Annotated in this window: 18 protein-coding genes; 10 read left to right on the top strand and 8 right to left on the bottom strand. The window is 67.5% G+C overall.

What is annotated here, in order from left to right:
- Positions 1-11: 11 nt before the first annotated feature.
- The 5 genes from AC1DY7_RS12830 to AC1DY7_RS12810 form a co-directional block, all read right to left on the bottom strand.
- The gene (locus AC1DY7_RS12830; RefSeq protein WP_477494068.1) at positions 12-1,541 is read right to left on the bottom strand and encodes a ComEC/Rec2 family competence protein; all 1,530 of its coding nucleotides are present in this window, start codon (positions 1,539-1,541) and stop codon (positions 12-14) included.
- The gene (locus tag AC1DY7_RS12825; RefSeq protein ID WP_477494067.1) at positions 1,538-2,323 is read right to left on the bottom strand and encodes a ComEA family DNA-binding protein; all 786 of its coding nucleotides are present in this window, start codon (positions 2,321-2,323) and stop codon (positions 1,538-1,540) included. Before AC1DY7_RS12825 ends, AC1DY7_RS12830 begins: the two co-directional genes overlap by 4 nt.
- Before the next feature lie 94 nt (positions 2,324-2,417).
- Positions 2,418-2,819 (bottom strand): DUF6841 family protein, encoded by a 402-nt coding sequence (locus AC1DY7_RS12820; RefSeq protein ID WP_477494066.1) that lies wholly within the window; start codon positions 2,817-2,819, stop codon positions 2,418-2,420.
- Positions 2,820-2,828: 9 nt separating this feature from the next.
- Entirely contained in the window at positions 2,829-3,233 is a 405-nt protein-coding gene (locus AC1DY7_RS12815) for a RidA family protein (protein WP_477494065.1), read from the bottom strand.
- Entirely contained in the window at positions 3,230-4,348 is a 1,119-nt protein-coding gene (locus AC1DY7_RS12810) for an acetamidase/formamidase family protein (protein ID WP_477494064.1), read from the bottom strand. Before AC1DY7_RS12810 ends, AC1DY7_RS12815 begins: the two co-directional genes overlap by 4 nt.
- A gap of 208 nt (positions 4,349-4,556) precedes the next feature.
- Between AC1DY7_RS12810 and AC1DY7_RS12805 the strand changes: the two genes are divergently transcribed.
- The 5 genes from AC1DY7_RS12805 (at position 4,557) to hydA (ending at position 10,699) form a co-directional block, all read left to right on the top strand.
- Positions 4,557-5,717 (top strand): maleate cis-trans isomerase family protein, encoded by a 1,161-nt coding sequence (locus tag AC1DY7_RS12805; RefSeq protein WP_477494063.1) that lies wholly within the window; start codon positions 4,557-4,559, stop codon positions 5,715-5,717.
- A 25-nt stretch (positions 5,718-5,742) separates the two neighbouring features.
- Complete coding sequence (locus AC1DY7_RS12800; protein ID WP_477494062.1) at positions 5,743-6,432, top strand: GntR family transcriptional regulator; 690 nt, start codon at positions 5,743-5,745, stop codon at positions 6,430-6,432.
- Between the two features lie 93 nt (positions 6,433-6,525).
- Entirely contained in the window at positions 6,526-7,854 is a 1,329-nt protein-coding gene (locus AC1DY7_RS12795; RefSeq protein ID WP_477494061.1) for a purine-cytosine permease family protein, read from the top strand.
- The gene (locus AC1DY7_RS12790) at positions 7,854-9,314 is read left to right on the top strand and encodes an amidase (protein WP_477494060.1); all 1,461 of its coding nucleotides are present in this window, start codon (positions 7,854-7,856) and stop codon (positions 9,312-9,314) included. Before AC1DY7_RS12795 ends, AC1DY7_RS12790 begins: the two co-directional genes overlap by 1 nt.
- Complete coding sequence (hydA, locus tag AC1DY7_RS12785; RefSeq protein WP_477494059.1) at positions 9,311-10,699, top strand: dihydropyrimidinase; 1,389 nt, start codon at positions 9,311-9,313, stop codon at positions 10,697-10,699. The genes AC1DY7_RS12790 and hydA overlap by 4 nt, the downstream gene beginning before the upstream one ends.
- A 25-nt stretch (positions 10,700-10,724) precedes the next feature.
- Here hydA and AC1DY7_RS12780 read toward each other — a convergent pair whose 3' ends face one another.
- On the bottom strand, positions 10,725-11,945 hold the full coding sequence (locus tag AC1DY7_RS12780) for a hypothetical protein (protein WP_477494540.1): 1,221 nt from the start codon (positions 11,943-11,945) through the stop codon (positions 10,725-10,727).
- A gap of 62 nt (positions 11,946-12,007) precedes the next feature.
- Between AC1DY7_RS12780 and AC1DY7_RS12775 the strand changes: the two genes are divergently transcribed.
- Entirely contained in the window at positions 12,008-12,574 is a 567-nt protein-coding gene (locus AC1DY7_RS12775; RefSeq protein WP_477494058.1) for a dihydrofolate reductase family protein, read from the top strand.
- A 5-nt stretch (positions 12,575-12,579) separates the two neighbouring features.
- Here AC1DY7_RS12775 and AC1DY7_RS12770 read toward each other — a convergent pair whose 3' ends face one another.
- Positions 12,580-13,335, bottom strand: a complete 756-nt coding sequence (locus AC1DY7_RS12770) for a GntR family transcriptional regulator (RefSeq protein WP_477494057.1) — start codon at positions 13,333-13,335, stop codon at positions 12,580-12,582.
- A 51-nt stretch (positions 13,336-13,386) separates the two neighbouring features.
- Here AC1DY7_RS12770 and AC1DY7_RS12765 point away from each other — a divergent pair, with 51 nt between their 5' ends.
- Entirely contained in the window at positions 13,387-16,218 is a 2,832-nt protein-coding gene (locus AC1DY7_RS12765) for an FAD-binding and (Fe-S)-binding domain-containing protein (RefSeq protein WP_477494056.1), read from the top strand.
- Positions 16,219-17,002: 784 nt separating this feature from the next.
- On the opposite strand, the gene AC1DY7_RS12760 is transcribed toward AC1DY7_RS12765, so the two are convergent.
- Entirely contained in the window at positions 17,003-17,572 is a 570-nt protein-coding gene (locus AC1DY7_RS12760) for a TetR/AcrR family transcriptional regulator (protein WP_477494055.1), read from the bottom strand.
- 140 nt (positions 17,573-17,712) lie between these two features.
- On the opposite strand from AC1DY7_RS12760, the gene AC1DY7_RS12755 reads away from it, so the two are divergent.
- The 3 genes from AC1DY7_RS12755 (at position 17,713) to AC1DY7_RS12745 (ending at position 20,535) form a co-directional block, all read left to right on the top strand.
- Positions 17,713-19,188, top strand: coding sequence for an amidase (locus AC1DY7_RS12755; RefSeq protein WP_477494054.1), 1,476 nt, complete (start codon positions 17,713-17,715; stop codon positions 19,186-19,188).
- A 111-nt stretch (positions 19,189-19,299) separates the two neighbouring features.
- Positions 19,300-19,464, top strand: a complete 165-nt coding sequence (locus tag AC1DY7_RS12750) for an SDR family NAD(P)-dependent oxidoreductase (protein ID WP_477494053.1) — start codon at positions 19,300-19,302, stop codon at positions 19,462-19,464.
- Between the two features lie 177 nt (positions 19,465-19,641).
- On the top strand, positions 19,642-20,535 hold the full coding sequence (locus AC1DY7_RS12745) for an LLM class F420-dependent oxidoreductase (RefSeq protein ID WP_477494504.1): 894 nt from the start codon (positions 19,642-19,644) through the stop codon (positions 20,533-20,535).
- Positions 20,536-20,710 lie beyond the last annotated feature (175 nt).

The raw sequence follows: 20,710 nt of genomic DNA, 5'->3' as shown, positions 1-20,710 counted from the left end.
TGAAGATGGTGTCACGACGGCCCGACAACGCCGGACACGGTCCACGCCAACAACCCCACGGCGCCCACACCGACGATCATGCGCACCCACCGCCAGCGCCAGCCCCACACCAGGGCCATGCTCACGACCGCGACGACCACCACCCCGGCCGCCCCGGACGGCACCGGCACCGAAGCTCCCGGCACTGCCGCGACCCGATGCGCCACCTGCAGCAGCCACCACAGTTCGGGCCCGGTGAACCGGATGAGCAGCCCGGCGCCGGACGGCCACCACGCCGCCAGCACCGCCGCCGCGGTCCCGATCACCGTGATCGGCGGAATCACCGCGGCCACCACGAGGTTCGCCGCCACCGACAGCACGCTGAAGCGCCCGGAGATCCCGGCCACCAAAGGGGCGGTGACCAATTGGGCGGCGACCGCCACGCTGACCGCTGCGGCCAGCGGCCGCGGCCAGCCCCGGTCGACCAACCTGGCCGACCACACCGGGGCGATGAGCACCAATGCGGCGGTCGCCACGACCGACAGCGCGAACCCCATGTCGACCGCGAGCTGCGGTGCACCGATCATCAGCGCGATCACACTGCACGCCAGCACGGGGATGGCCTGCCGCCGCCGCGACGACACCACCGCGAGTAGTCCGATGGCGCCCATCACCGCGGCACGCAGCACGCTGGCCGACGGCTCGACCACGACGACGAAAGCGATCAGCACCAGGAACGCGAACAGCGCGGCGATCCTCGGGCCGACCAGCGCCGCCGACAGCAGCGCCACCCCGCACACGATCGTCACGTTCGCGCCCGATACGGCGGTCAGATGGGTGAGGCCGGCGGTGCGAAAGTCGGAGGCGGCGGGCGCGCTCACCGCCGAGGTGTCCCCCAGCACCAGCGCCGGCAGCATCGCGGCCTGATCAACCGGCAGAGTCAATCGGGCCGTCGCCGCGAAGGCCGCGCGGATCCGGCCTGCCAGCCGTTGCGCCGCCGGCGCCGAACCGACCGTGGGTTCGCCGGCCGCGGTGAGCACCGCGACCGTCAGGTCGGGGCGGGTGGGCCGCCCGACGCGGGCCCGGAATGTCGTCGGGCGGCCCGCGGTCACCTCGCCGCCACGCCAGCCGGGCGCGAACACCGTCACCGCGCCGTCGGTCGGGGCCCCCGCGACCTGCTGGAGCGCAGCACGGAACAGCAACCGCCCGCCGGTGAGCACGCGCGGACTCTCCGCAGGCGTCACGGTGACCGTGACCGTTGTGCCCACCCGGGCGAGGATCGGGTGGTGGCGCACCTCGTGTGCCCGCAGCCCGACCGACAGCGCAAAGCAGGCTCCGACCAGACCTACCCCGAGCACCGCGGCCGCACCGAAGACCGGGCCGTCCCTGTTCGCCGCCGCCCGAATAGTCCACCACCGCAACAACATCGATGCCGCGATTGCCCCGGCCACCACCGTCATGAGCACGCCGACCGACCAGATGATCCCGGCTGCGGTCACCGCCCAGCTGGTCAGCGCGGCGGGTACCAGCCGGACGTCGAGCGGGGGCCGATCGGTGCTCACGCATGCACCAGGTCGCGCAATTTCTCCAGGCGGGCCGGGCCGATACCGTCGACCTCCCCCAACTGGTCGACGCTGCCGAAGCGGCCGTTCGCCGCACGCCACGCGATGATCGCCGCGGCGGTCACGGGTCCTACACCGGGCAGCGCGTCGAGGTCCTCGGCGGTGGCGGTGTTGAGATCCACGATCGCGCCACCGGGGCCGGCACCCGGCGCTGCCGGCGCGACGCTGGACGTGGAGCTGGAACTGACCGAGCTGCCCATCGGCGACGGAGCCCCCGCCGGCGCGGTGATGCCGACGATGATCTGTTCCCCGTCGGTGACCCGCCGTGCCATGTTCAGACCGACCAGATCCGACCCGTCCAGCGGGCCGCCTGCGGCCTGCAGGGCATCGGCGATCCGGGCGCCCGCCGTCAGCGTGACCAGGCCCGGCATGTGCACCAGACCCACCACGCTGACCACCACCGGACCATCGACGGGCCCCGGTGTCGGTGCCGTCGACGAAACCATCTGCACCTCGGGAAGATTCGCCGAGGCGACGGGTGGTGTGCGGTCTCGCATCAGGGTGAAAACCGTGACCAGCACCGCGAGCAGGCCCACCACGATCAGGGCTATCACGCCGGCCCGGCCGGGGTCGGCCCGCAGCGCGGCGATCCAGTCCCCGGAGCTGCGGGAGTGCTCGGGCAGCCACCGCGACAACGACGTGTCGGTCTCTTCCTCGGGGTCAGCCTCCGGTGTGGTGCCGATGCGCCGGGTCAGCCGTTGCGCCGGCGATTCGGTGTCCATGAGCCGACGGTAGGCAACGGCACCCACGAAATTCGGCCGGTCGGTGCCGCCGGGACCTCACCTGTGGATGAATCGGGCACTGTGGATGAATCGGTCAGCCGGTGTGGGACGCGAGTACCGCGATCTGCAACCCGTCGGCTCCGTCGGCAACCAGGTAGGTGACCACGGGCCGGTCCAACTCGGCGCCTGCGACGTCTTCTCGGACGAAGGATCCGCGGCACAGCGCCGAGCTCGCGTTGAGCACCGAAACCTCGATGTTCAGTGCGGAGGTCCGGGCGTAGCGCTGGGCACGCAGTCCGTCGACCTGCCCTTGGATCACCGAGGCCACCTGGTCGGTTGTGGTGAGCGGCACCACCCCGTCGTCGGTGGTGATGAGCAGCGGCACCGCGTACCGGGTCAGCAATGTCGACAGGTCCTGCTCACCGCGTGCGGCCGCGGCGAAGGTCTCCAGGTAGTTGTCGAACCAGCGGCGCACAGCTGCGGAATCGGTTGCCATACGGCGATATTAGAGCGATCCCCACCCGTCGCTGCGCCACGCCACCCAGTCGATCTCGACGCGCGCACCCACCGCCAGTCCGGTCACGCCCACGCAGGTGCGCGACGGCAGGCGGTCGGGAAACCACGCGGCGTACGCGGCGTTGAACGCGTCGTACTCCGACCAGTCGGTGAGGTAGGCCCGCACGGACACCACATCGTCGAGTCCCCCGCCGCACAACTCGGTGACCTTGCACAGGTTGGCCAGCACCTGATCGGTCTGCGCGGCGATGTCCTGGCTCACCACCGTGCCGGTGGTGTCGGTGGGCATCTGCCCGGTCACATGCAGGGTGTGGCCGGCAGCGGTCGCGTGTGCGAACGGGGCCACCGAAGGCGGCACCCCATCGGCCGGGCTGAAGGTGAAGGCGCGGATCATGCTGCGGTCCCCCACTGGCCGGTGAAACAGCGCTTGTCGATCCGGGCATGTACGCCCTGGCGTTGATCCACCACCTGGGTGACGGTGAAGTCGACCGCCACCGACATGAACGAATACGCATCGGCGCGGGACAGACCGTACAGCCGCTGCAAGATGTCGAGGGCGCGCAACGCGGCAGCCCGCATCGCGGCGTCCAGGTCGTCGCCGAAGCCGTGCACGAGCAGTTCGGTCGTCGTCTCCAGCACCGGTACGGTGATCGGAAGATCACGGCGAATGGTCAACCGTAACAACCCATTCAACGATGCCTCCAGCGCCGTTCCACTGATCTCGCCGTCACCCTGGGACACATGCGGATCACCGATCGACAGCAGCGCACCCGGGGTGTGCACCGGATAGTACATCCGCCCACCCGCGCCGATCCGCCAGTTGTCGATGTTGCCGCCGTGATCACCCGGGGGCACCGAGGACACCCGGCCACCGTCGGCCGGGGCCACCCCCATGGTGCCGAAATGCGGGCGCAGCGGCACGGTCACGCCGGGCAGCGCGGGCTCCCGCACCATGGTGGCGGGGTCGACGACGGTGCCGGGCTGATCGGCCAAAGGCGTGGCGCTCCAGTCGTAGCCGAACAAGGCCCGCCCGCGCAGGGCGCCGGCATCGAGTTCGTAGATGGTGACGCGTTCGGCGCCGGTGAGGTCGTAGAGATATCCCCAGTGCGCGGCCAGATTCGAGCCATAGGGCAGCCGTGGTGTCGCTTCGAGGATGTCGACCTGCAGGACATCCCCGGGCCGGGCGCCCTGCACGGCGATCGGTCCGGTCAGCAGGTGCGGGCCCGGCCCGCGGTCGGTCACTTCCTCGAAGACAGCGCGAATTCCAGCATCCATCAACAAGTCCGGTGCGTCACCGGCGTGGTGGGTGAGCGCTTCCACGGCCACCAGATCACCCGACGCGACGGTGAGGACCGGAGCCAGGGAACGGTCGAAGTAACCCCAGTGGACGTTCGTCGGCGTCGCAGGCAGGTCGTGATACATCCGGCGATCATGCCAGCGCGGCGAGGTGTCGTCGCGGCGACGAGGCACCGATCTGTCGCCCGCGTTACCGACAGATGGCAGCCGCATTGCCGACGCTACAGCTGCGTAAAATTTGGGATCCCAAAACTGGTCAGCCCCATCGCGGGCGCCCGGCCGAGGCGCACCATCAGCACAGTTCAGGCATCAATTTAGGCCGTCAGCCCGACGTCAGCCCCCGCACGTCGCGGCGGTTGACAAGACGACACCGCGCCATCGATTCTTTTTGGGATCCCAAAACGGACGGGAAGGAGCAGCAGTGAACGTACGGCTGGGTTTCATCACCCCCTCGTCGAATACGGCTCTGGAACCGGCCGTGTCCGCTCTCGTCCGAGGCCAGGCGACCGCGCACTTCGCCCGGGTCCGCGTCACCCGTATTGGCCTCGACGACAGCTCCGATGACCAATTCGACGGCAGCACCATGCAGGATGCCGCCGAGCTGCTGGCTGACGGCCGTCCGGACGCGCTGGCCTGGGCAGGTACCTCCGGTTCATGGCTCGGCGTGGACCGCGACCGGGCGTTGTGCCGGCGGCTGACCGCCGCGACCGGTGTGCCGGCGACCACGTCGACGCTGGCCGTGCTCGCGGCCTGCCAGGCCTACGGCGCGCGCCGGCTCGGCATCGTCAGCCCATACACCGCCGAGGTCTCCGCGCGCATCGCAAAAGAACTGGACCACAACGGCTTCGACGTCACCAGCCAGCAGTATCGGGGCTTGTCGGACAACTTCGAGTTCGCCGAAATGGGTACACCCGCGCTGACCGAGATGGTCCGGCACGCCGCCGACGGCGCCGACGCGGTCGTGGTGTTGTGCACCAACGTCGACGGTGTGGCCGTCGCCGCGCGCGCCGGCGCCCAGATCGGACTACCGGTCTTCGATTCGATCGCAGCGACGGTCTGGCACGCCATGGCGGTCGCTGACCACCAGTTGCGCCTGCCCGGGGCGGGTGAACTCCTCACCCACGGCGCCCTCCGCGCGCGCATGCAGCACGTCGTCGATCGGTTACTCGACGCCAGCCGTGCCGACCGCACCACACTGCGCGTCGACCTGCCCGACGCGGGCCTCTCGGTTGCCACCTGTGCCGCTGAATCCTGCGGTCCCGCAGTGAAATCCATTCGCACGGACGCCTCGTTGCCCCAACGTGATCTGGAGACGGTGCGCTGGCTGGAGACGAACCGGGTAGCGCTGGTGCAACCGGACTTCGCGGTCGCACCGTTTCCGCCCCAGGCACTCACCGACATCTACGGTGTGCGTGCCCAGATGCTCACGCCGATCGTCCTCGGGAGTGTCATGGCCGGTTGGCTTTCGGTGCACAGCATCAGCGAGCGACCGTGGTCGGATGACGACCGCCGCGCACTGGAGGCCGCGGCCCGCGAGGTCACGGCACTTCTCGATCCAACCGCCAACTCGGGGGCGAGCTGACGTGGCCACCCCGATACTGGATGCCGTGTCGTCCCACCAGGCCACCGCAGTTCCCGGCAGACCGCTGCGCGAATTCATTCGCGACCGCATCCGCGACCGCATCTCCGACGGCACCTATCCGCCGGGCACCCGACTGGTCGAACGCGACCTCGCCACCGACTTCCAGGTGTCGCGGCTGCCGGTGCGGGAGGCCCTGCGCATGCTCAACGCCGAAGGCTTCGTGGAGATGCTCGCCACCCGCGGCGTGATCGTCCGGCAGCTCTCCCGCGTCGATGTCGAGGAACTGTTCGACGTCCGCGAAGCCCTGGAGACGATGGCCTTCCGCAAGGCTGCCCAGAACGCCGGGCAGGACGACATCCGCCTGCTTCAGGCACTCGCCCGCCGGGCCGAGTACGCCATTGCCGAACAGGACCGAAAGACATTGCACGACTGCAATGTCGAGTTCCACGACCTCGTCCCGCAGATGGCGCGCAACACGATCCTGGTCGGCATGCTGGAACCGATCGAGGGCCGGCTGCACTGGATCAACCTGCAGAACGACGAGCCCGAACTGCTGTGGGCCGAACATCGAATCATGTTGGCGGCCTTGATCACCGGAGATGCCGACCTTGCACAGCGGTTGTCGCACGAACACATCGAGGTGAATCGTGCCCGGGTGCTGAACCATTTGTTCGGCACCGTCGCGCCCGAGCCGGGCGATACCGCCCGACTCTAGAAACCGTCCATCACCCGCCCGACACCCGCCAGTCGGGTGGCGTCCCCGCACGCCTGCAACACCCCGCCCGCCTCGAACAATGTAGGAGCAAACATGTCCTCGCCAACCCACGAAACGCATCTCGAACTCGGTGCCGAATACGAGCACGAACCGGTACCGGCACACGCCCGCCGCAGCCTGACCTCCATCGCGGCGGTCTGGTTCGGCTTCCCGATGAACCTCGGCAACGCGGTTTTCGGCGGCGTGATCGTCTACAACCTGGGTACCGTTGCCGGCCTGGGAGCCATCCTGCTCGGCAACATCGTCCTGTTCGGCTATGTCGGCGCCCTGAGCTACATCGCCGGGAAAACCGGTAAGAGTTTCTCACTGCAGGCCGCTGCCACGTTCGGTGAGCGCGGCCGCGTCGTGGCCGCGGCGTTCCTGGCCACCGTGGTGCTGGGCTGGTTCTCGTTCCAGATCGGACTGACCGGAACAACTCTGCACGGCGCACTGGGCTGGTCGGCGATGGTCGGCGCGATACTCGGCGGGGTGCTGTACACCGCCGTCACCATCATCGGGATCCGCGCACTGTCGTGGCTCGGCATGATCGCCGCGCCGCTGTTCATCGTGCTGGCCGTCGCGGCGCTGATCATCGGTAGCGCGCAAGCGGGCACGTCACTGGCAGACGTCGCGTCCTACCACGGCACCGGTACCGCGCTGTCATTCGGTGCCGCCGTCAGCATCGTCATCGCCGGCTTCGCCGATTCCGGCACCATGACAGCGGATTTCACCCGCTGGTCGACCAGCGGGCGGTCGGCGGTGGCTGCCACATTCACCGCGTTCCCGGTCGCCAACGCGATCGCCTACGCGGTGGGCGGCCTGGTCGTCGCGGTCGGTGGATCGAGCAACCCCGCCACCGACGGCGGCGGCTTCCTGAACCTGCTGACCGGGCACGGCACCCTGCTGACCATCGTCGCCGTCGCGTTCGTGTTCATCAACCTCGGTTCGGTTGCGTCGCACTGCTTGTACAACGGCGCCGTCGGCTGGTCGGGGATCACCAGGCGGGGTATGCGGACCATCGCGATCGCGCTGGGCATCGTCGGTCTGGTGGTCGCCACCACCGGAGTCTGGGCGTACTTCCTCGACTGGCTGAACCTGCTCGGCATCTTCGTTCCGCCGATCGGCGCGGTGCTGATCGTCGACCAGCTGATCCTGCGCCGCGGATCGGTAACCGCGCTCGCCTACCGCCCCACCGCCTTCGCGGCCTGGGTCCTCGGTGCTGCGGCGGCCACGGCGTCGCACTACCTGGTGCCCGGCTCCGTGGATGCACTGGTCGGAATCGTTGCCGCGGCGGCAGGTTACGCGTTGTTCGAGGCGGCCCGCCAGTATGGCGCCGAGCGCCTCACCGCCACACCCGTTGTCGCACAGACGGATGCCGCGTGATGAGCCTGTCCGACACCGCCACGGCAGCGGCCACCACGGAGAGTGTGATCGGCCTCGCCCGGCGCATCGCGGCCGGCGAGATCTCACCTGTCGAGGTCATCGACGCCGCCCTGGAGCGGATGGCAGCCACCGAACCACACATCCACGCCTTCTGTACCCCTACCCCCGAGATCGCACGGGACCGTGCACGCGCCGCCGAACACCTGCTGCGCGACGGACTTGCCGGGCCACTGACCGGTGTGCCCTACGCTGTCAAAGACCTGATCTGTACCAAGGGAATCCGTACCACCTCCGGTTCAGCTGCCTACGCCGACTTCGTCCCCGATACCGACGACATCTCGGTCCAGCGACTCGACGACGCCGGTGCGATCAGCCTCGGTAAGACCAACGCCAGCGAGTTCGGCTTCTCCGCCGCCGGGCAGAATCTGCTGTTTCCGGACACCCGCAATCCGTGGGATGTGAGCCGCAGCCCGGGTGGCTCCAGCGCCGGGTCCGCGGCCGCAGTCGCCGCGGGTGTGGTGCCTTTCGCGCTCGGCAGCGACGGCGGGGGTTCGGTGCGCATTCCGGCCGCACTGAACGGGCTCGTCGGGTTCAAACCGGCGATGGGCCGGGTGCCGGTGTTCCCAGGTTGCCGCGATCACCGGTATCCGGGTGTATCCGGTTGGGAGAGCATCGAACACATCGGCCCGTTGGCCACCTCGGTTGACGATGTCGCCTTCATCATGGCTGCGTTGGCCGGTCCCGATCCACGCGACCGGCACACGCTACCGGCCGGTGACGTCGACTGGGTCACGACGACCCGGAATCCGGATGTCCGCGGCCTGCGGATCGGCTACACCAGCGACTACGGGTACCTGCCGGTCGATCCGGAGGTGCGGGCAGCCGCCGATCGCGCGGCCGATCTGCTCGCGGGCCTCGGTGCATCCGTCGAGCGGTTCGTGCCGGGCTGGCCCAATCCGGCACCCCATTTCACCGCGCTGATCATGTCCGAGACCGACCTGGTGGGCATGCGCAGAATGGCCACCGACCTGGGAGACGGCATGTCGCCGAAGCTGGTGTCGATGCTCCGGCAGGATTGGACGGCTGAAGATTTCACGCAGGCCCAGATGATGCGTAAGGCCGTGGTCAACGAGATGGCCCACGTCATGGCGCGGTTCGATCTCCTGTTGACCCCGACCAGTGCGGTGCCCGCCTTCCCCTTGGACGGCGAGGGGCCCACCGAGATCGACGGTCAGACCGTCACCCCGACCACATGGCAGGGATTCACGCCCATCGCAAATCTCACCGGTCAGCCCGCCATCAGCGTGCCGTCCGGAATGACCACGACCGGTTTACCGGTCGCCATTCAACTCATCGGCCCTCACCTCGGGGACGCCGTGGTGCTGCGCGCTGCGGCAGCCTTCGAACGCTGTGTCCGGGACGCCGGTCTGTGGCCCGGCCCCAAGGCGACCGCACCGTGACGACCACCGTGGTGAAGGGTGGCACGGTCGTCACTGCGGCAGAACGATTCGCCGCGGACGTGGTGATCCGCGACGGCATCATCACCGCACTCGGGACCGATCTCGCCATCGACGCCGACGAAGTCATCGACGCCGCCGGATGCGTACTGTTGCCCGGTGGTGTCGATCCCCATGTGCACCTGGACTTTCCGTCCCTGACGACCAAGACCGCCGACACCGCGTACTCCGGCACGGCCGCTGCCGCCGCCGGCGGCACCACGACGATCATCAACTTCGCCATGCAACAGTTCGGCGAGCCGCTGCCCGCCGCACTCGAACGCTCCGTGAGCGCGGCCGAGGGCCAGGCGGTCGTCGACTACGGATTCCACGTCGTGGTGCGGGATCTGGGCGATGACCGGGTACGTGGCATCGACGAGCTCGTCACCTCCGGCGCCAGCAGCATCAAACTGTTCATGGCCTACCCCGGTGAGCTGATGGTCGACGACGGCACCCTGCTCATCGCGATGGAGCGGATGGCCGGCGCCGGCGGGCTGACGATGGTTCATGCGGAGAACGGCTCGGCCATCGATGTGCTGACCCACCGGGCGCTTCGCGCCGGGCGGACATCGCCACAGTGGCACGGCCATACCCGGCCGACGCTACTGGAGGCCGAGGCAGTGCACCGCGCCGCCGTCCTTGCCGAACTGGTCGAAGCACCAATCTATTTCGTGCACATCTCGTGTGCGGAAGCCCTCGCCGAGGTGGCCGCCGCCAAAGCGAAAGGACTGCCTGTACACGCCGAGACCTGTCCCCATTACCTGACCCTGGACAACTCGGTCTACGACGGTGACGAGTTCGACGTCGCCCGGTACGTCATGACGCCGCCACTTCGCGAACCCCACCATCAGGACCGCCTGTGGCACGGTGTCGGCCGAGGTGACATCGACGTCATCTCCACCGACCACTGCCCGTTCTGCATGCAGGGCCAGAAGGACGCCGGGCGGGACAACTTCCTGCAGATTCCCAACGGTGTCGGCGGGGTCGAATACCGCCTGTTGCTCCTGTTCGACCGCGGCGTGCAGTCCGGCCGCATCTCGCTGGAGCGCCTGGTGGCCATCACGGCCACCAACCCGGCGCGGCTGTTCGGGCTGTATCCGCGCAAGGGCAGCCTGATGGTGGGTGCCGACGCCGACCTTGTGGTGCTCGACCCCGCCGGCGAAACCCGGCTGTCGGCCACCACGTCGCCGTCGAACGTCGACTACAGCTTGTACGAAGGGTGGACGGTTGCCGGCGCCATCCGCTGCGTGCTCAGCCGTGGGACGGTCATCGTCTCCGACGGTGTGGTGCACGACCGCCGTGGGCACGGTCGGTTCCTCGAACGCGGGCCGACGACGTCGAAACCGTGAAGCGTCACGACCTCAAACCTGACGCTCAGCGGGGTACGACAGGGACCGGTCGTACCTGCCCGGGCAGTTCGGCCGCGGTGTCCTCCGGCTCGGTCACCCAGGCGCTGAACACCGGCACACCGCGCCACGACTGCGGCCCGCGATCTCTGGCGGCACAGGCCAGAACCGCGTAGGGCCGGTTGAAGCGCAACACGATTCGTTTGATCAGCACCTCCTGGAAGGACGGCATCGATCCGGCGACCAAGCCGATGGCCGTCACCGCCGCGGCCTTGAATCCGGCCTTGCTGAAGGACGCGACAGCCGCCTGCTTGGCGGTGAACTGGGCAGGCTGATCTTCCGGCCGCAGGAATCCCGTCAAGGCTTCGACCACCGGTCGCACCCCCGGGGCGTCCTTGAGGTCGTGATCGCTTCTCGCCGACCATGCCGGCAGATAGCTCTGCCAGTCGGCCTGTACATCGGGGCCTACGGAGCGCTGTTCCCGTCGTTCGGTGACCGTCCACGCATGCCCGTCGACCAGGTCCTCGATGGGTACGCGCCGGGCGGACGTCGCGTCACCTCGCAGCATCGCTGCGACCTGGTGCGCCGCGGCGTCCACGGCGCGTGGCGCCACGTCGGGGGCGGCGATCACGCTGAAGACCTCCAGCGCCGAGCGGGTGCCTGGCGCGGCCACCGCGACCAGGCCTGCCGCGGCGGTGTCGGCGATCAACTGGATCCCGTGGTCGAGGGTGAGCGCACGGCGGATCGCCGCCCCGAACTGCCCGCCCAACTCTTCGGTGGTACCCAACGGGATGCTCCACGCGATGTCTGTCGCCAGCGCTGACGCGAGGATCAACCGGGTCAATTCATCTATCTGCAGGGGGAATTCGTCGATCATGCCGTTCGTGTTGGTTCGCGCCCAGTCATCGGCGAAGGCCTGCGTGGGCACCGGTCCGCGTTCGACGACACCGGGCAAGGTATGCGCCCATTCATCGAACGCCTGGCCTACGTTGCGGTCCCACACCGCGGCCAACGCCGACACCGCAGGATGGGGTTCCCCGAGCAGCGCCGCGGCCCGGTTCGCGGCGTCCCCCACCGACGTGCCGAGGACGGCTTCCAGGTCGCGGCGGGCGCTCCCCTCGGTGGCGGGCCCGATCAAGGCCAGCAGCAACCACAAGCCCAGCGGGGAGCTCACCGCGTGCCCGTCCAGGGTCGCCGGGTTGAAGCGCGCCGCGTAGCCGGAGACCAGTTCGGGGTTCTCGACAGGCATGTGTTGCACAGTAGGCGCCCCGCCACCCGATGAGTTCGGCGCTGCGGTGCAGTCTGATCCGTATGGGCAGACTCATCTACGGCTTCACCGTGTCGCTGGACGGCTACATCGCCGATGCACAGGGCAGTATCGACTGGTCCGATCCGAGCGAGGAACTGCACCAATACTGGAACGACTTCGAACGCGAGACCGCCGTGTCGTTCTACGGACGGCGGCTGTATGAATTGATGTCCGCGTACTGGCCGACGGCCGACGAGGCCCCGGACGCCGGCCCGTTGATCGTCGACTTCGCCCGCATCTGGTGCGCCATGCCCAAGGTGGTGTTCTCGCAGACCCTGGAGTCGGTCGACTGGAACTCCCGCCTCGAGCGCGGCGACCCCGTAAAGGTGGTGGCGAAGCTCAAGGCCGAGACCGACGGCCAACTGGAGGTGGCCGGCGCGACGCTGGCCGCGCCGATCGTGCAGGCCGGACTGGTGGACGAGTATCGGATCGTGCTCGCACCCACCGCCGTGGGCGGCGGCATCCCGTTCTTCCCGAGCTTGCCGTCGTGGATCTCGCTGCGACTCTTGGAGAACCGCACCTTTCCGGGCGGCACGGTTTTGTTGCGCTACGAGGCGAAGAACGACTGACCGGCCTACCTCCGCGCCGGAAGATGCTCATCGACGGCTTCGGACCACACCGAATCACCGTCGACGTCGGCGTTCTGGTCGTGAACAGCTTGTCTGACGAGCAGCAGTCCGGTGCGGGTCAGGTGCCGGCGCATCATGTCGACCGCCGCCGCCGGCTGGTTGGACACGATCGCTTCGACGATGGGGCTGTGCTCAGCGTCGATGTCGGCCATCGTCCGTGCCGTTGCTGCGCCGAGCAACCTGGTCGATTCACGCAGGGACTGCACGATCGCTCTCGACCGGGAGTTACCGGCGGCGGCCAGAATATCGTCGTGCAGGAGCTGGTCGTGGCGCGCGAAGGTGCGCGTGTCACCCGCGATCATGGCCTCGTCCATCAGACGCATGCGGTCGTGCAATCGCGCGGCAAGCGCGGCGTCGCACACCCGCGCGGCCCGCGCCACTGCGGGCAGTTCCAATGCGAGCCGGATCGCGAAGATGTCGGCGATCTCCCGCGGGTTCGGTATCTCGACGCGGAATCCCTGCCTAGCCTCGAAACGGATCAACCCGATTTCCTCAAGACGCAGCAGCGCGTCGCGCACGGGCGTGCGGGAGATCCCGAGCGCGTCGGCCAACTGGTAGACGGAGTACTTCACGCCGGGGCGCATGACGCCGGCGTCGAGAGCCTCCCGGATGGCTTCCATGACCTGCTCGGCGCGCCGCCCTCCGGACGTCGGCAGCGGCGTCAGTTGCAGGCGCGTCTCACCTTCCGCCACATCCGGCATCCCGGCACTGTAACAGCCGGCAGCAGGTCCTAGCATGCTACGGTTTGTAGCATGCTAGGAGCGCCGATCGCGCGGTCTTTGGAGGGCGCACTGCGTGCGGCGGGCGTCAAAGACGTGCGGGTCGACGCCACATCCCGCGCGGCGTACTCGTCGGACGCGTCGCTGTATCGGGTGACCCCGACGGCGGTCGTGCTCCCCGTGCACGCCGACGAAGTCGCTGCCACCTTGGCGTTCTGCCGCAGCGAAGGAGTGCCGATCACGGCGCGAGGCGGTGGCACCTCGATCGCGGGCAATGCCGTGGGCACCGGCGTCGTCTTGGACTTCAGCCGACACATGAACACGGTGTTGTCGGTGGACCCGGACAGTCGCACCGCCGTCGTGCAACCCGGCGTGGTGCAGGCAGCTCTGCAGCGGGCCGTGGCGCCGCATCGATTGCGGTTCGGGCCCGATCCATCGAGTCACACCCGGTGCACGATCGGCGGGATGATCGGCAACAACGCCTGCGGGTCAAGGGCATTGGGTTACGGCCGCACCTCCGACAACGTGACGGCGCTGCGGGTGCTCACCGCCTCCGGCGAGGACTTGCGGCTGGGCCCCACGCTGCCGCCCTCACCGATCCTCGACGACCTGGCCGGCGTGGTCGGCGCCGGGCTGGCGACGATCCGCACGCAGTTCGGTCGATTCGGCCGGCAAGTCTCGGGTTATGCGCTGGAAACACTGCTGCCGGAGAACGGATTCGACGTCACCCGACTGATGGCGGGCAGCGAGGGCACCCTGACCGTGCTGACCGAGGCCACGGTACGGCTGGTCGAGGAACCTGCACATCGCATGCTGGTGGTGCTGGGCTATCCCGATATCGCCTCGGCCGGCGACGCAACGCCTGCGATCCTCCAGCACAACCCCACGGCGTGCGAGGGAATCGATTCGCGCATCGTCGATGTCGTGCGCGCGCGCAAAGGCGACGCCGCGGTGCCCCCTTTGCCGGCCGGGGCGGCATGGGTGTTCGTCGAAGTCGTCGGAGACACGCTGAGCCAGGCGAAGGATCGCGCGGGACGGCTCGGAACATCGTGCGATGCGGTCGACTTCCTGGTGGTGGACAATCCGGCTCGGGCCGTTGCACTGTGGCGGATCCGCGAGGACGGCGCGGGACTGTCGGCGCGCAGCGTGGCCAACCGTCCGGCACACGCCGGATGGGAGGACGCCGCGGTACCGCCGGAACGCCTCGGGGATTACCTCCGCGACTTCGACGCGCTGATGGCCGACTTTGGTGTCACCGGGATGCCGTACGGGCACTTCGGTGACGGGTGCATGCACGTGCGTATCGATTTCCCGCTCGACCGGCCCGGCGGTTCGGTGGTGTTTCGCGACTTCCTTTTCGCCGCAGCCAAACTGGTCGCCGGCTACGGCGGATCGCTGTCAGGCGAGCACGGCGACGGTCGCGCCCGATCCGAACTCCTGCCGCTGATGTACTCGCCTGAGGCGTTGGCGCTGCAGGCAGCCGTAAAGCAGACCTTCGACCCCACCAACCTGCTGAATCCTGGCGTCGTGGTGCATCCCGCGCCACTCGACGCCGATCTCCGCGTCCCCGCGGCGCCCATGATCCGGCGCGACCTCGCCCTGGCCTACAAGCACGACGACGGTGATTTCACCCAAGCCGTGCACCGCTGCACCGGAGTCGGCAAGTGCCGCGCGGACAACGCGTCCATCGGCGGGGTGATGTGTCCCTCGTATCAGGCCACCCGCGAGGAAAAGGACTCCACGCGCGGACGTGCCCGCGTCCTGCAGGAGATGATCAACGGCAGCGATGTGCGCGGCGGTTGGCGCTCCCCCGAGGTACACGAAGCGCTCGATCTGTGCCTGTCCTGCAAGGGATGTGCGTCGGATTGCCCGACCGGCGTCGACATGGCGGCGTACAAGTCCGAGGTGTTGTATCAGAGCTTCAAGGGACGGCTACGGCCCGCGTCGCACTACTCCTTAGGCTGGCTACCCCGCTGGGCGAAGCTGGCCGGCGCGGCGCCGCGTGCGATCAACGCCGCGACGCGACTCCCACTCGTCGGGTCTGCCGGCCTGGCTGCGGCGGGAGTGGACCGGCGCAGGAGCATCCCGCCGTTCGCGCGTCAGACTTTCAGGAAGTGGTTCGCGGACAACGTTACTCACGGCGGGTCCAGCCCTCATCCCGGTGATGAGGTGGTGCTGTTCGTCGACACATTCACCAACTACTTCTCCCCCGACGTCGGCATTGCCACCGTCCGGGTGCTGCAAGACGCCGGATACGCACCCCGGTTGACCGCGAAGCAGCAGTGCTGCGGACTGACCTGGATTTCCACCGGTCAGCTCGATGCGGCCAAACGTCACCTCGGCCGCACGATCGAAGCGCTGCGGCCGTTCGCCGAACGTGATGTTCCGGTGGTCGGCCTGGAGCCGTCGTGCACCGCGGTGCTGCGTTCGGATGCCGCCGAGCTTCTCGACACTCCCGACGCCGCCACCGTGGGCGGCGCCACGCACACGCTCGCCGAACTGCTGACGGACCGCGGTTGGACGCCGCCGTCACTGCGGGGGCAGCAGGTGGTCGCGCAGCCGCACTGTCACCACCACGCCGTCATGGGGTGGAGCCCCGACGCGAAGATCCTGCAGGACGCAGGCGCCGAGCTCACCCGACTCGGCGGATGTTGCGGCCTGGCCGGCAATTTCGGTGTCGAGAAGGGGCACTACGAGGTGTCGGTGGCGGTTGCCGAACAACAATTGCTGCCCGCCGTTCGCGCCGCCGGTCCGGACACCGCCATACTCGCCGACGGCTATTCCTGCCGAACCCAACTCGACGATCTGACCGACCGACACGGTGTGCACCTGGCACAGCTGCTCGCTGCCCGGCTGCCGAAGTAGGCCGGTCCCGCCCGACGCCTGTAGATTCTCAGATCCACTGTCATATGACGTGGCGCTGACCTGCAGGGATGGCCGATGTCTCACGTCATTTCATATGAAATCCGTCTCGGAGTCGTGTCATATCCGAGAGCGGCAAGATAGGCTGCCGTAACCGCGATCGATCCAAGCAGTGCCGCTGCAGGAACGGCGCTCTTCGATTCGTCACTGTGATGTCCGCCGCCGCATGTTGCTCTGTTACCGAACCGCACGAGTGAGCGATGTTCCAGGGTCGCCGAACGCAGGGCCATTGATCGATTTGGCCACTTGCTGCTGAGGTAGAGCACTACTGGGAACGACGATTAACTGAGGGGCAGTACGCCTGGGCGACGTCATCGAGCCAGGAGACTGACAACAGCCGCAAAGCCTAGAAGTGATTCGGGTCATGCAGAGTATGCCCGCGTCCTCCCTCCCAGCACTGCGGCAAGTGATTGCGACACGTGAAAGTGAGCGCATCACCAACGGCGCGTTTGAGTTCGAGTTCGACGTCCTCACCGGATGGCTCACGCAAAGTCTTGCGAGCCAGTAATGACACCAGGGCAAACTGAGTGCGGCACGACTCCGGAAACTGTATGCCGCGGCTCGGGATCGACCTCCCAAGCCGCGTCATACACCCAGACCGCGGCCTGGTCACCGGGCTGCAGGAAGGCACCTTCGTCCAGCGGCGTGTACTTCGTCGCCCCAAACCGATTGACACCTTCTCGGGCTGGCCGCTGGCCGCCATCAGCGCGGCGCGCCCCCTGAGCGTCTAGGCAGGCAGTAGGCCCGCCTCGCGGTAGCCGTTGATCAACGAGTCGTAGACCGAGACGTCAGCATGACTGCGGGCGATGAGTTGGGCGCCGGCGATCGCGGCATAGATTGCGCGGGCGCGCGATTCACTCGTGCTGGAGTCGACTCCCGCGTTCTGGAGTGTGGTTGCCAGCCAGGCGACGTTCACGTCGGCGAATGTGCGCACCTCGGCACGCACCAGTTCTGGTAGCTCGTCGTATTCCGCGGCCATGAAGCTGCACATGCACATTCGGTTGTCCTCGACGAGTGCAGCGCGGAACACCTCGGGATAGCGTGACAGCGCGTTCAACGGATCGGCGGCCTGCGACGCGAGCGCGGCGAGGCCTTCGGCGGCGTCCTCCCCGTACCTGCGCGCCAGGGCCGCGCCGAGTTCGGCCTTGCTGGGAAAGTAGTGGTAGACACTTGCCGCCTTGATGCCCACCTCTGCCGCCAGATCCCGAAAACTCAGGCCCCCATAGCCGCGCGCCTGAGCGACGCGCCGGCCCGCGGCCAAGATCCTGTCCCGCGTGCTGAGCTCGACCGTAGTCAACGCACCATCCTTTCCTTCCGCACGTCAGACAGTCTACCAATCGGCAGGTAGACAGCACCCGCGTCGACGACTAACCTCCCTACCATGTGGCAGGTAGGTGACTGTCCGCGATGCCCGTGCCGACAAAAAAAGGATGTTTCATGCCAACTACTCCCGGAGCTTTCGCCCACGATGCCGGGCCGTTGCACTACGCGGACGCGACCACGATGGCGGCACTGATAGCGAGCCGGCAGCTGTCGTCCCGCGAGGTCGTACAGGCTCACCTCGACCGCATCGCCGAGGTCAACCCATCCATCAACGCCATCGTGACGCTGAGGGCCGATGACGCCCTGTGCGCCGCCGACGCCGCGGACGCTGCCGTGCGCGCGGACGCTCGGCTTGGGCCGTTGCACGGCGTTCCCTTCACCGCGAAGGACTGCCTGGATACCGCCGGCGTCCTCACCCAACACGGCTCCAGGATTTTCGCGGGCAACATTCCGTCCCGGGACGCGACAGCCGTGGCACGGATGAAAGCTGCCGGCGGCATTCTGCTGGCCAAAACCAATCTCCCCGAGTTCTCCTCAGCCACCGAAACCGACAACCTGGTGACCGGGCGTACCAACAATCCCTGGAACCTGGATCGCACCCCCGGCGGCTCGTCCGGCGGAGATTCCGCGGCCATCGCGGCCGGTATGTCGCCACTGGGCATCGGCAGCGATGTCGCCATCTCGGTCAGGGGGCCGGCGGCGTTCACCGGGATCGCGGGGTTGAAGGCCACCCACGGTCGCATCCCCTTCACCGGCCACTTCGCGCCGATGACATCGGCCTGGTGGCACGTCGGTCCGATGGCGCGCACCGTGGGTGACGTAGCGCTGACCTATTCCGTCCTCAGCGGACCCGACGGTCTTGACGGATACGCGGTTCACCCCAGGCACTTTGATACGGGCTCCATGCGGATCCCCGGGCGGGCCCTGCGCGTGGGCTGGGTCTCCGACGACGCCTTCGGGCCCGTCGATCCCGAGATCACCGCGGCCGTTGCCGACGCGGCGGCACGGCTGGCCGATCTCGGGTGCCATGTCGAGCAACTCGGTGTTCCCTTTCTCAAAGAAGCGGATGCGCCGACAGCGTTGACGACGTTCGTCTACGGCGAATTGGTCCCGTACATCACATCTTTGACCCCCGGACGAGTGGGAGATCTGTCCGCATCCGGTACCGCGATCATGGCGGTACCAAGCCCGACACTGGACAACATCCGTGACGCCAGAAGGGCCACGGACACGCTGCGATCAGCATTCACCGGCTACTTCAGCGACTACGACATTCTCCTGTGTCCGGTCAACCCCGTGACAGCACTGCCGCACGGGTCCGAAGAGTTCGTCGTCGACGGCGTCACCGTCCCATGGACTCATGTGATGGCCGCGACATCTCCCTTCAACCTCACCGGACTTCCCGCGCTCTCGGTCCCTTACGGCATCAGCTCAGAGAACTTGCCGATCAACATCCAACTCGTGGCGTCATGGTTCGACGAGTCCACCATCCTGCGGCTCGCAGCGATGCTCGAACGCAAAGGCAGCCTGGGCGCACGCCGTCCGCCGATCTCGAATACAGCAGAAAGTGTTGTTGATTCGCGTTTCTGACGGTAGGCGCCAAGCCGCTCGAGCCATCGTGGTTAGTCCTTTGCGAGTGCCGTTCGCAACCTCGATGCTGTGGGACCTCAGCGGTCCCGGACAACCAAGGAGCGAGAACGAATGAAAAGCACCGGCAACACCATTCTGATCACCGGCGGCACCTCCGGCATCGGGCTCGGCCTCGCCCTGCGCCTGCACGAAGCGGGCAATACGGTGATCGCCGCCGGCCGCCGCAAGAACCTCCTCGACGAGATCACCGCCGCGCACCCAGGACGAACAGATTGAGAACCACTGAGGTGAAACAACACCGGCCATTCGGTGGTCACTCATCGAAAGCCGTCGGGTCGCACCTTTCGCGATAGAGCATGCGCCGCCCGCAATGGCCACGTGGCCATCCCTGCACGGGCGGTGGCGTCACATCGCGGAACAAAGAATGTAAATAACACTCAGAACGGATGTTTCATGAACTTGGACGAATCAGGCTCAGCGGTACAGGTGCAGGCGTCGCGTGATCCGGCGGGCAAGCCGGACCTCGGGATGTTCGGTGTGTGGACGATAAATCCGGTCCCACCGAAGGCCGCCGTTGAGATCGAACGGCTGGGCTACGGGGCAGTGTGGGCCAGCAGCGTCGCACCCAACGACCTATCCTGGGTGGATCCGATCTTCGATCAGACCACCACCTTGAAAGCCGCGACCGGCATCATCAACATCTGGAGTTCTCCGGCCGGGCCTGTGGCAGCGGCCTTTCATCGCCTCGAGGAGCATCACCCGGGACGGTTCGTGCTGGGTATCGGAGCAGGCCATCGCGAGGCGATTTCGCAGTGGGACAAGCCCTTCGACGCACTCAATGCCTATCTCGACGACTTGGACCGCTACGGTGTGCCCGCCGACCGGCGCATTCTCGCCGCACTCGGGGACGGAATCCTCAAGCTGTCGGCGCGGCGCGGTGCCGGCGCGCACCCATATCTCACCACCCCGGAGCACACCGCCCGGGCGCGCGAGGTGATGGGGTCGGCGGCCTTTTTGGCACCTGAACAGAAAGTTGTGCTGTCCGAGGATGTCGCGGAGTCCCGCGCAGTGGGTCGCGCGGCGCTCGACTCTTCGCTCAGTTTGGCCAACTACCGCAACAGTTGGAAACGACTCGGTTTCCATGACGACGATGTGGCCAAACCCGGCAGCGACGTACTGGTCGATGCCCTCATTGCCTACGGCAAAGTCGATCACATTGCACAGCAGGTGATTGCGCACATCGCCGGTGGCGCCGACCACGTTGCGATTCAAGTTATCGGCAGCCAGCAACTGGTACCTGTATTGACAACAATTGCTCCGGCCCTGGGCCTATCGCCACACACCTGATTGCAGCCCAATCCGCGACGCGGTAGACGGGTAGGTTAGCTACCGCACGGTTCACTGGCACGCTATGACATGGCCGCAGATGCTGGTCTGGCGGTGACGGCCGGCACCCCCACCGGACACCGATATCTCCACTCGCGAAAGAATGCCCATAAGTCACCAGTACAGGTCGCTCAGA

Source organism: Mycobacterium sp. P2_H7 (genome assembly GCF_056403275.1).
This window is presented reverse-complemented; position numbering and strand designations above follow the sequence as displayed.

What these genes read in the sequence shown, in the direction of transcription:
- AC1DY7_RS12825 (WP_477494067.1), bottom strand. Translation starts at nt 2,323, where the DNA reads ATGGACACCGAATCGCCGGCGCAACGGCTGACCCGGCGCATCGGCACC.
- AC1DY7_RS12820 (WP_477494066.1), bottom strand. Translation starts at nt 2,819, where the DNA reads ATGGCAACCGATTCCGCAGCTGTGCGCCGCTGGTTCGACAACTACCTG.
- AC1DY7_RS12815 (WP_477494065.1), bottom strand. Translation starts at nt 3,233, where the DNA reads ATGATCCGCGCCTTCACCTTCAGCCCGGCCGATGGGGTGCCGCCTTCG.
- AC1DY7_RS12810 (WP_477494064.1), bottom strand. Translation starts at nt 4,348, where the DNA reads ATGCGGCTGCCATCTGTCGGTAACGCGGGCGACAGATCGGTGCCTCGT.
- AC1DY7_RS12795 (WP_477494061.1), top strand. Translation starts at nt 6,526, where the DNA reads ATGTCCTCGCCAACCCACGAAACGCATCTCGAACTCGGTGCCGAATAC.
- AC1DY7_RS12790 (WP_477494060.1), top strand. Translation starts at nt 7,854, where the DNA reads ATGAGCCTGTCCGACACCGCCACGGCAGCGGCCACCACGGAGAGTGTG.
- AC1DY7_RS12780 (WP_477494540.1), bottom strand. Translation starts at nt 11,945, where the DNA reads ATGCCTGTCGAGAACCCCGAACTGGTCTCCGGCTACGCGGCGCGCTTC.
- AC1DY7_RS12775 (WP_477494058.1), top strand. Translation starts at nt 12,008, where the DNA reads ATGGGCAGACTCATCTACGGCTTCACCGTGTCGCTGGACGGCTACATC.
- AC1DY7_RS12770 (WP_477494057.1), bottom strand. Translation starts at nt 13,335, where the DNA reads ATGCCGGATGTGGCGGAAGGTGAGACGCGCCTGCAACTGACGCCGCTG.
- AC1DY7_RS12765 (WP_477494056.1), top strand. Translation starts at nt 13,387, where the DNA reads ATGCTAGGAGCGCCGATCGCGCGGTCTTTGGAGGGCGCACTGCGTGCG.
- AC1DY7_RS12755 (WP_477494054.1), top strand. Translation starts at nt 17,713, where the DNA reads ATGCCAACTACTCCCGGAGCTTTCGCCCACGATGCCGGGCCGTTGCAC.
- AC1DY7_RS12750 (WP_477494053.1), top strand. Translation starts at nt 19,300, where the DNA reads ATGAAAAGCACCGGCAACACCATTCTGATCACCGGCGGCACCTCCGGC.
- AC1DY7_RS12745 (WP_477494504.1), top strand. Translation starts at nt 19,642, where the DNA reads ATGAACTTGGACGAATCAGGCTCAGCGGTACAGGTGCAGGCGTCGCGT.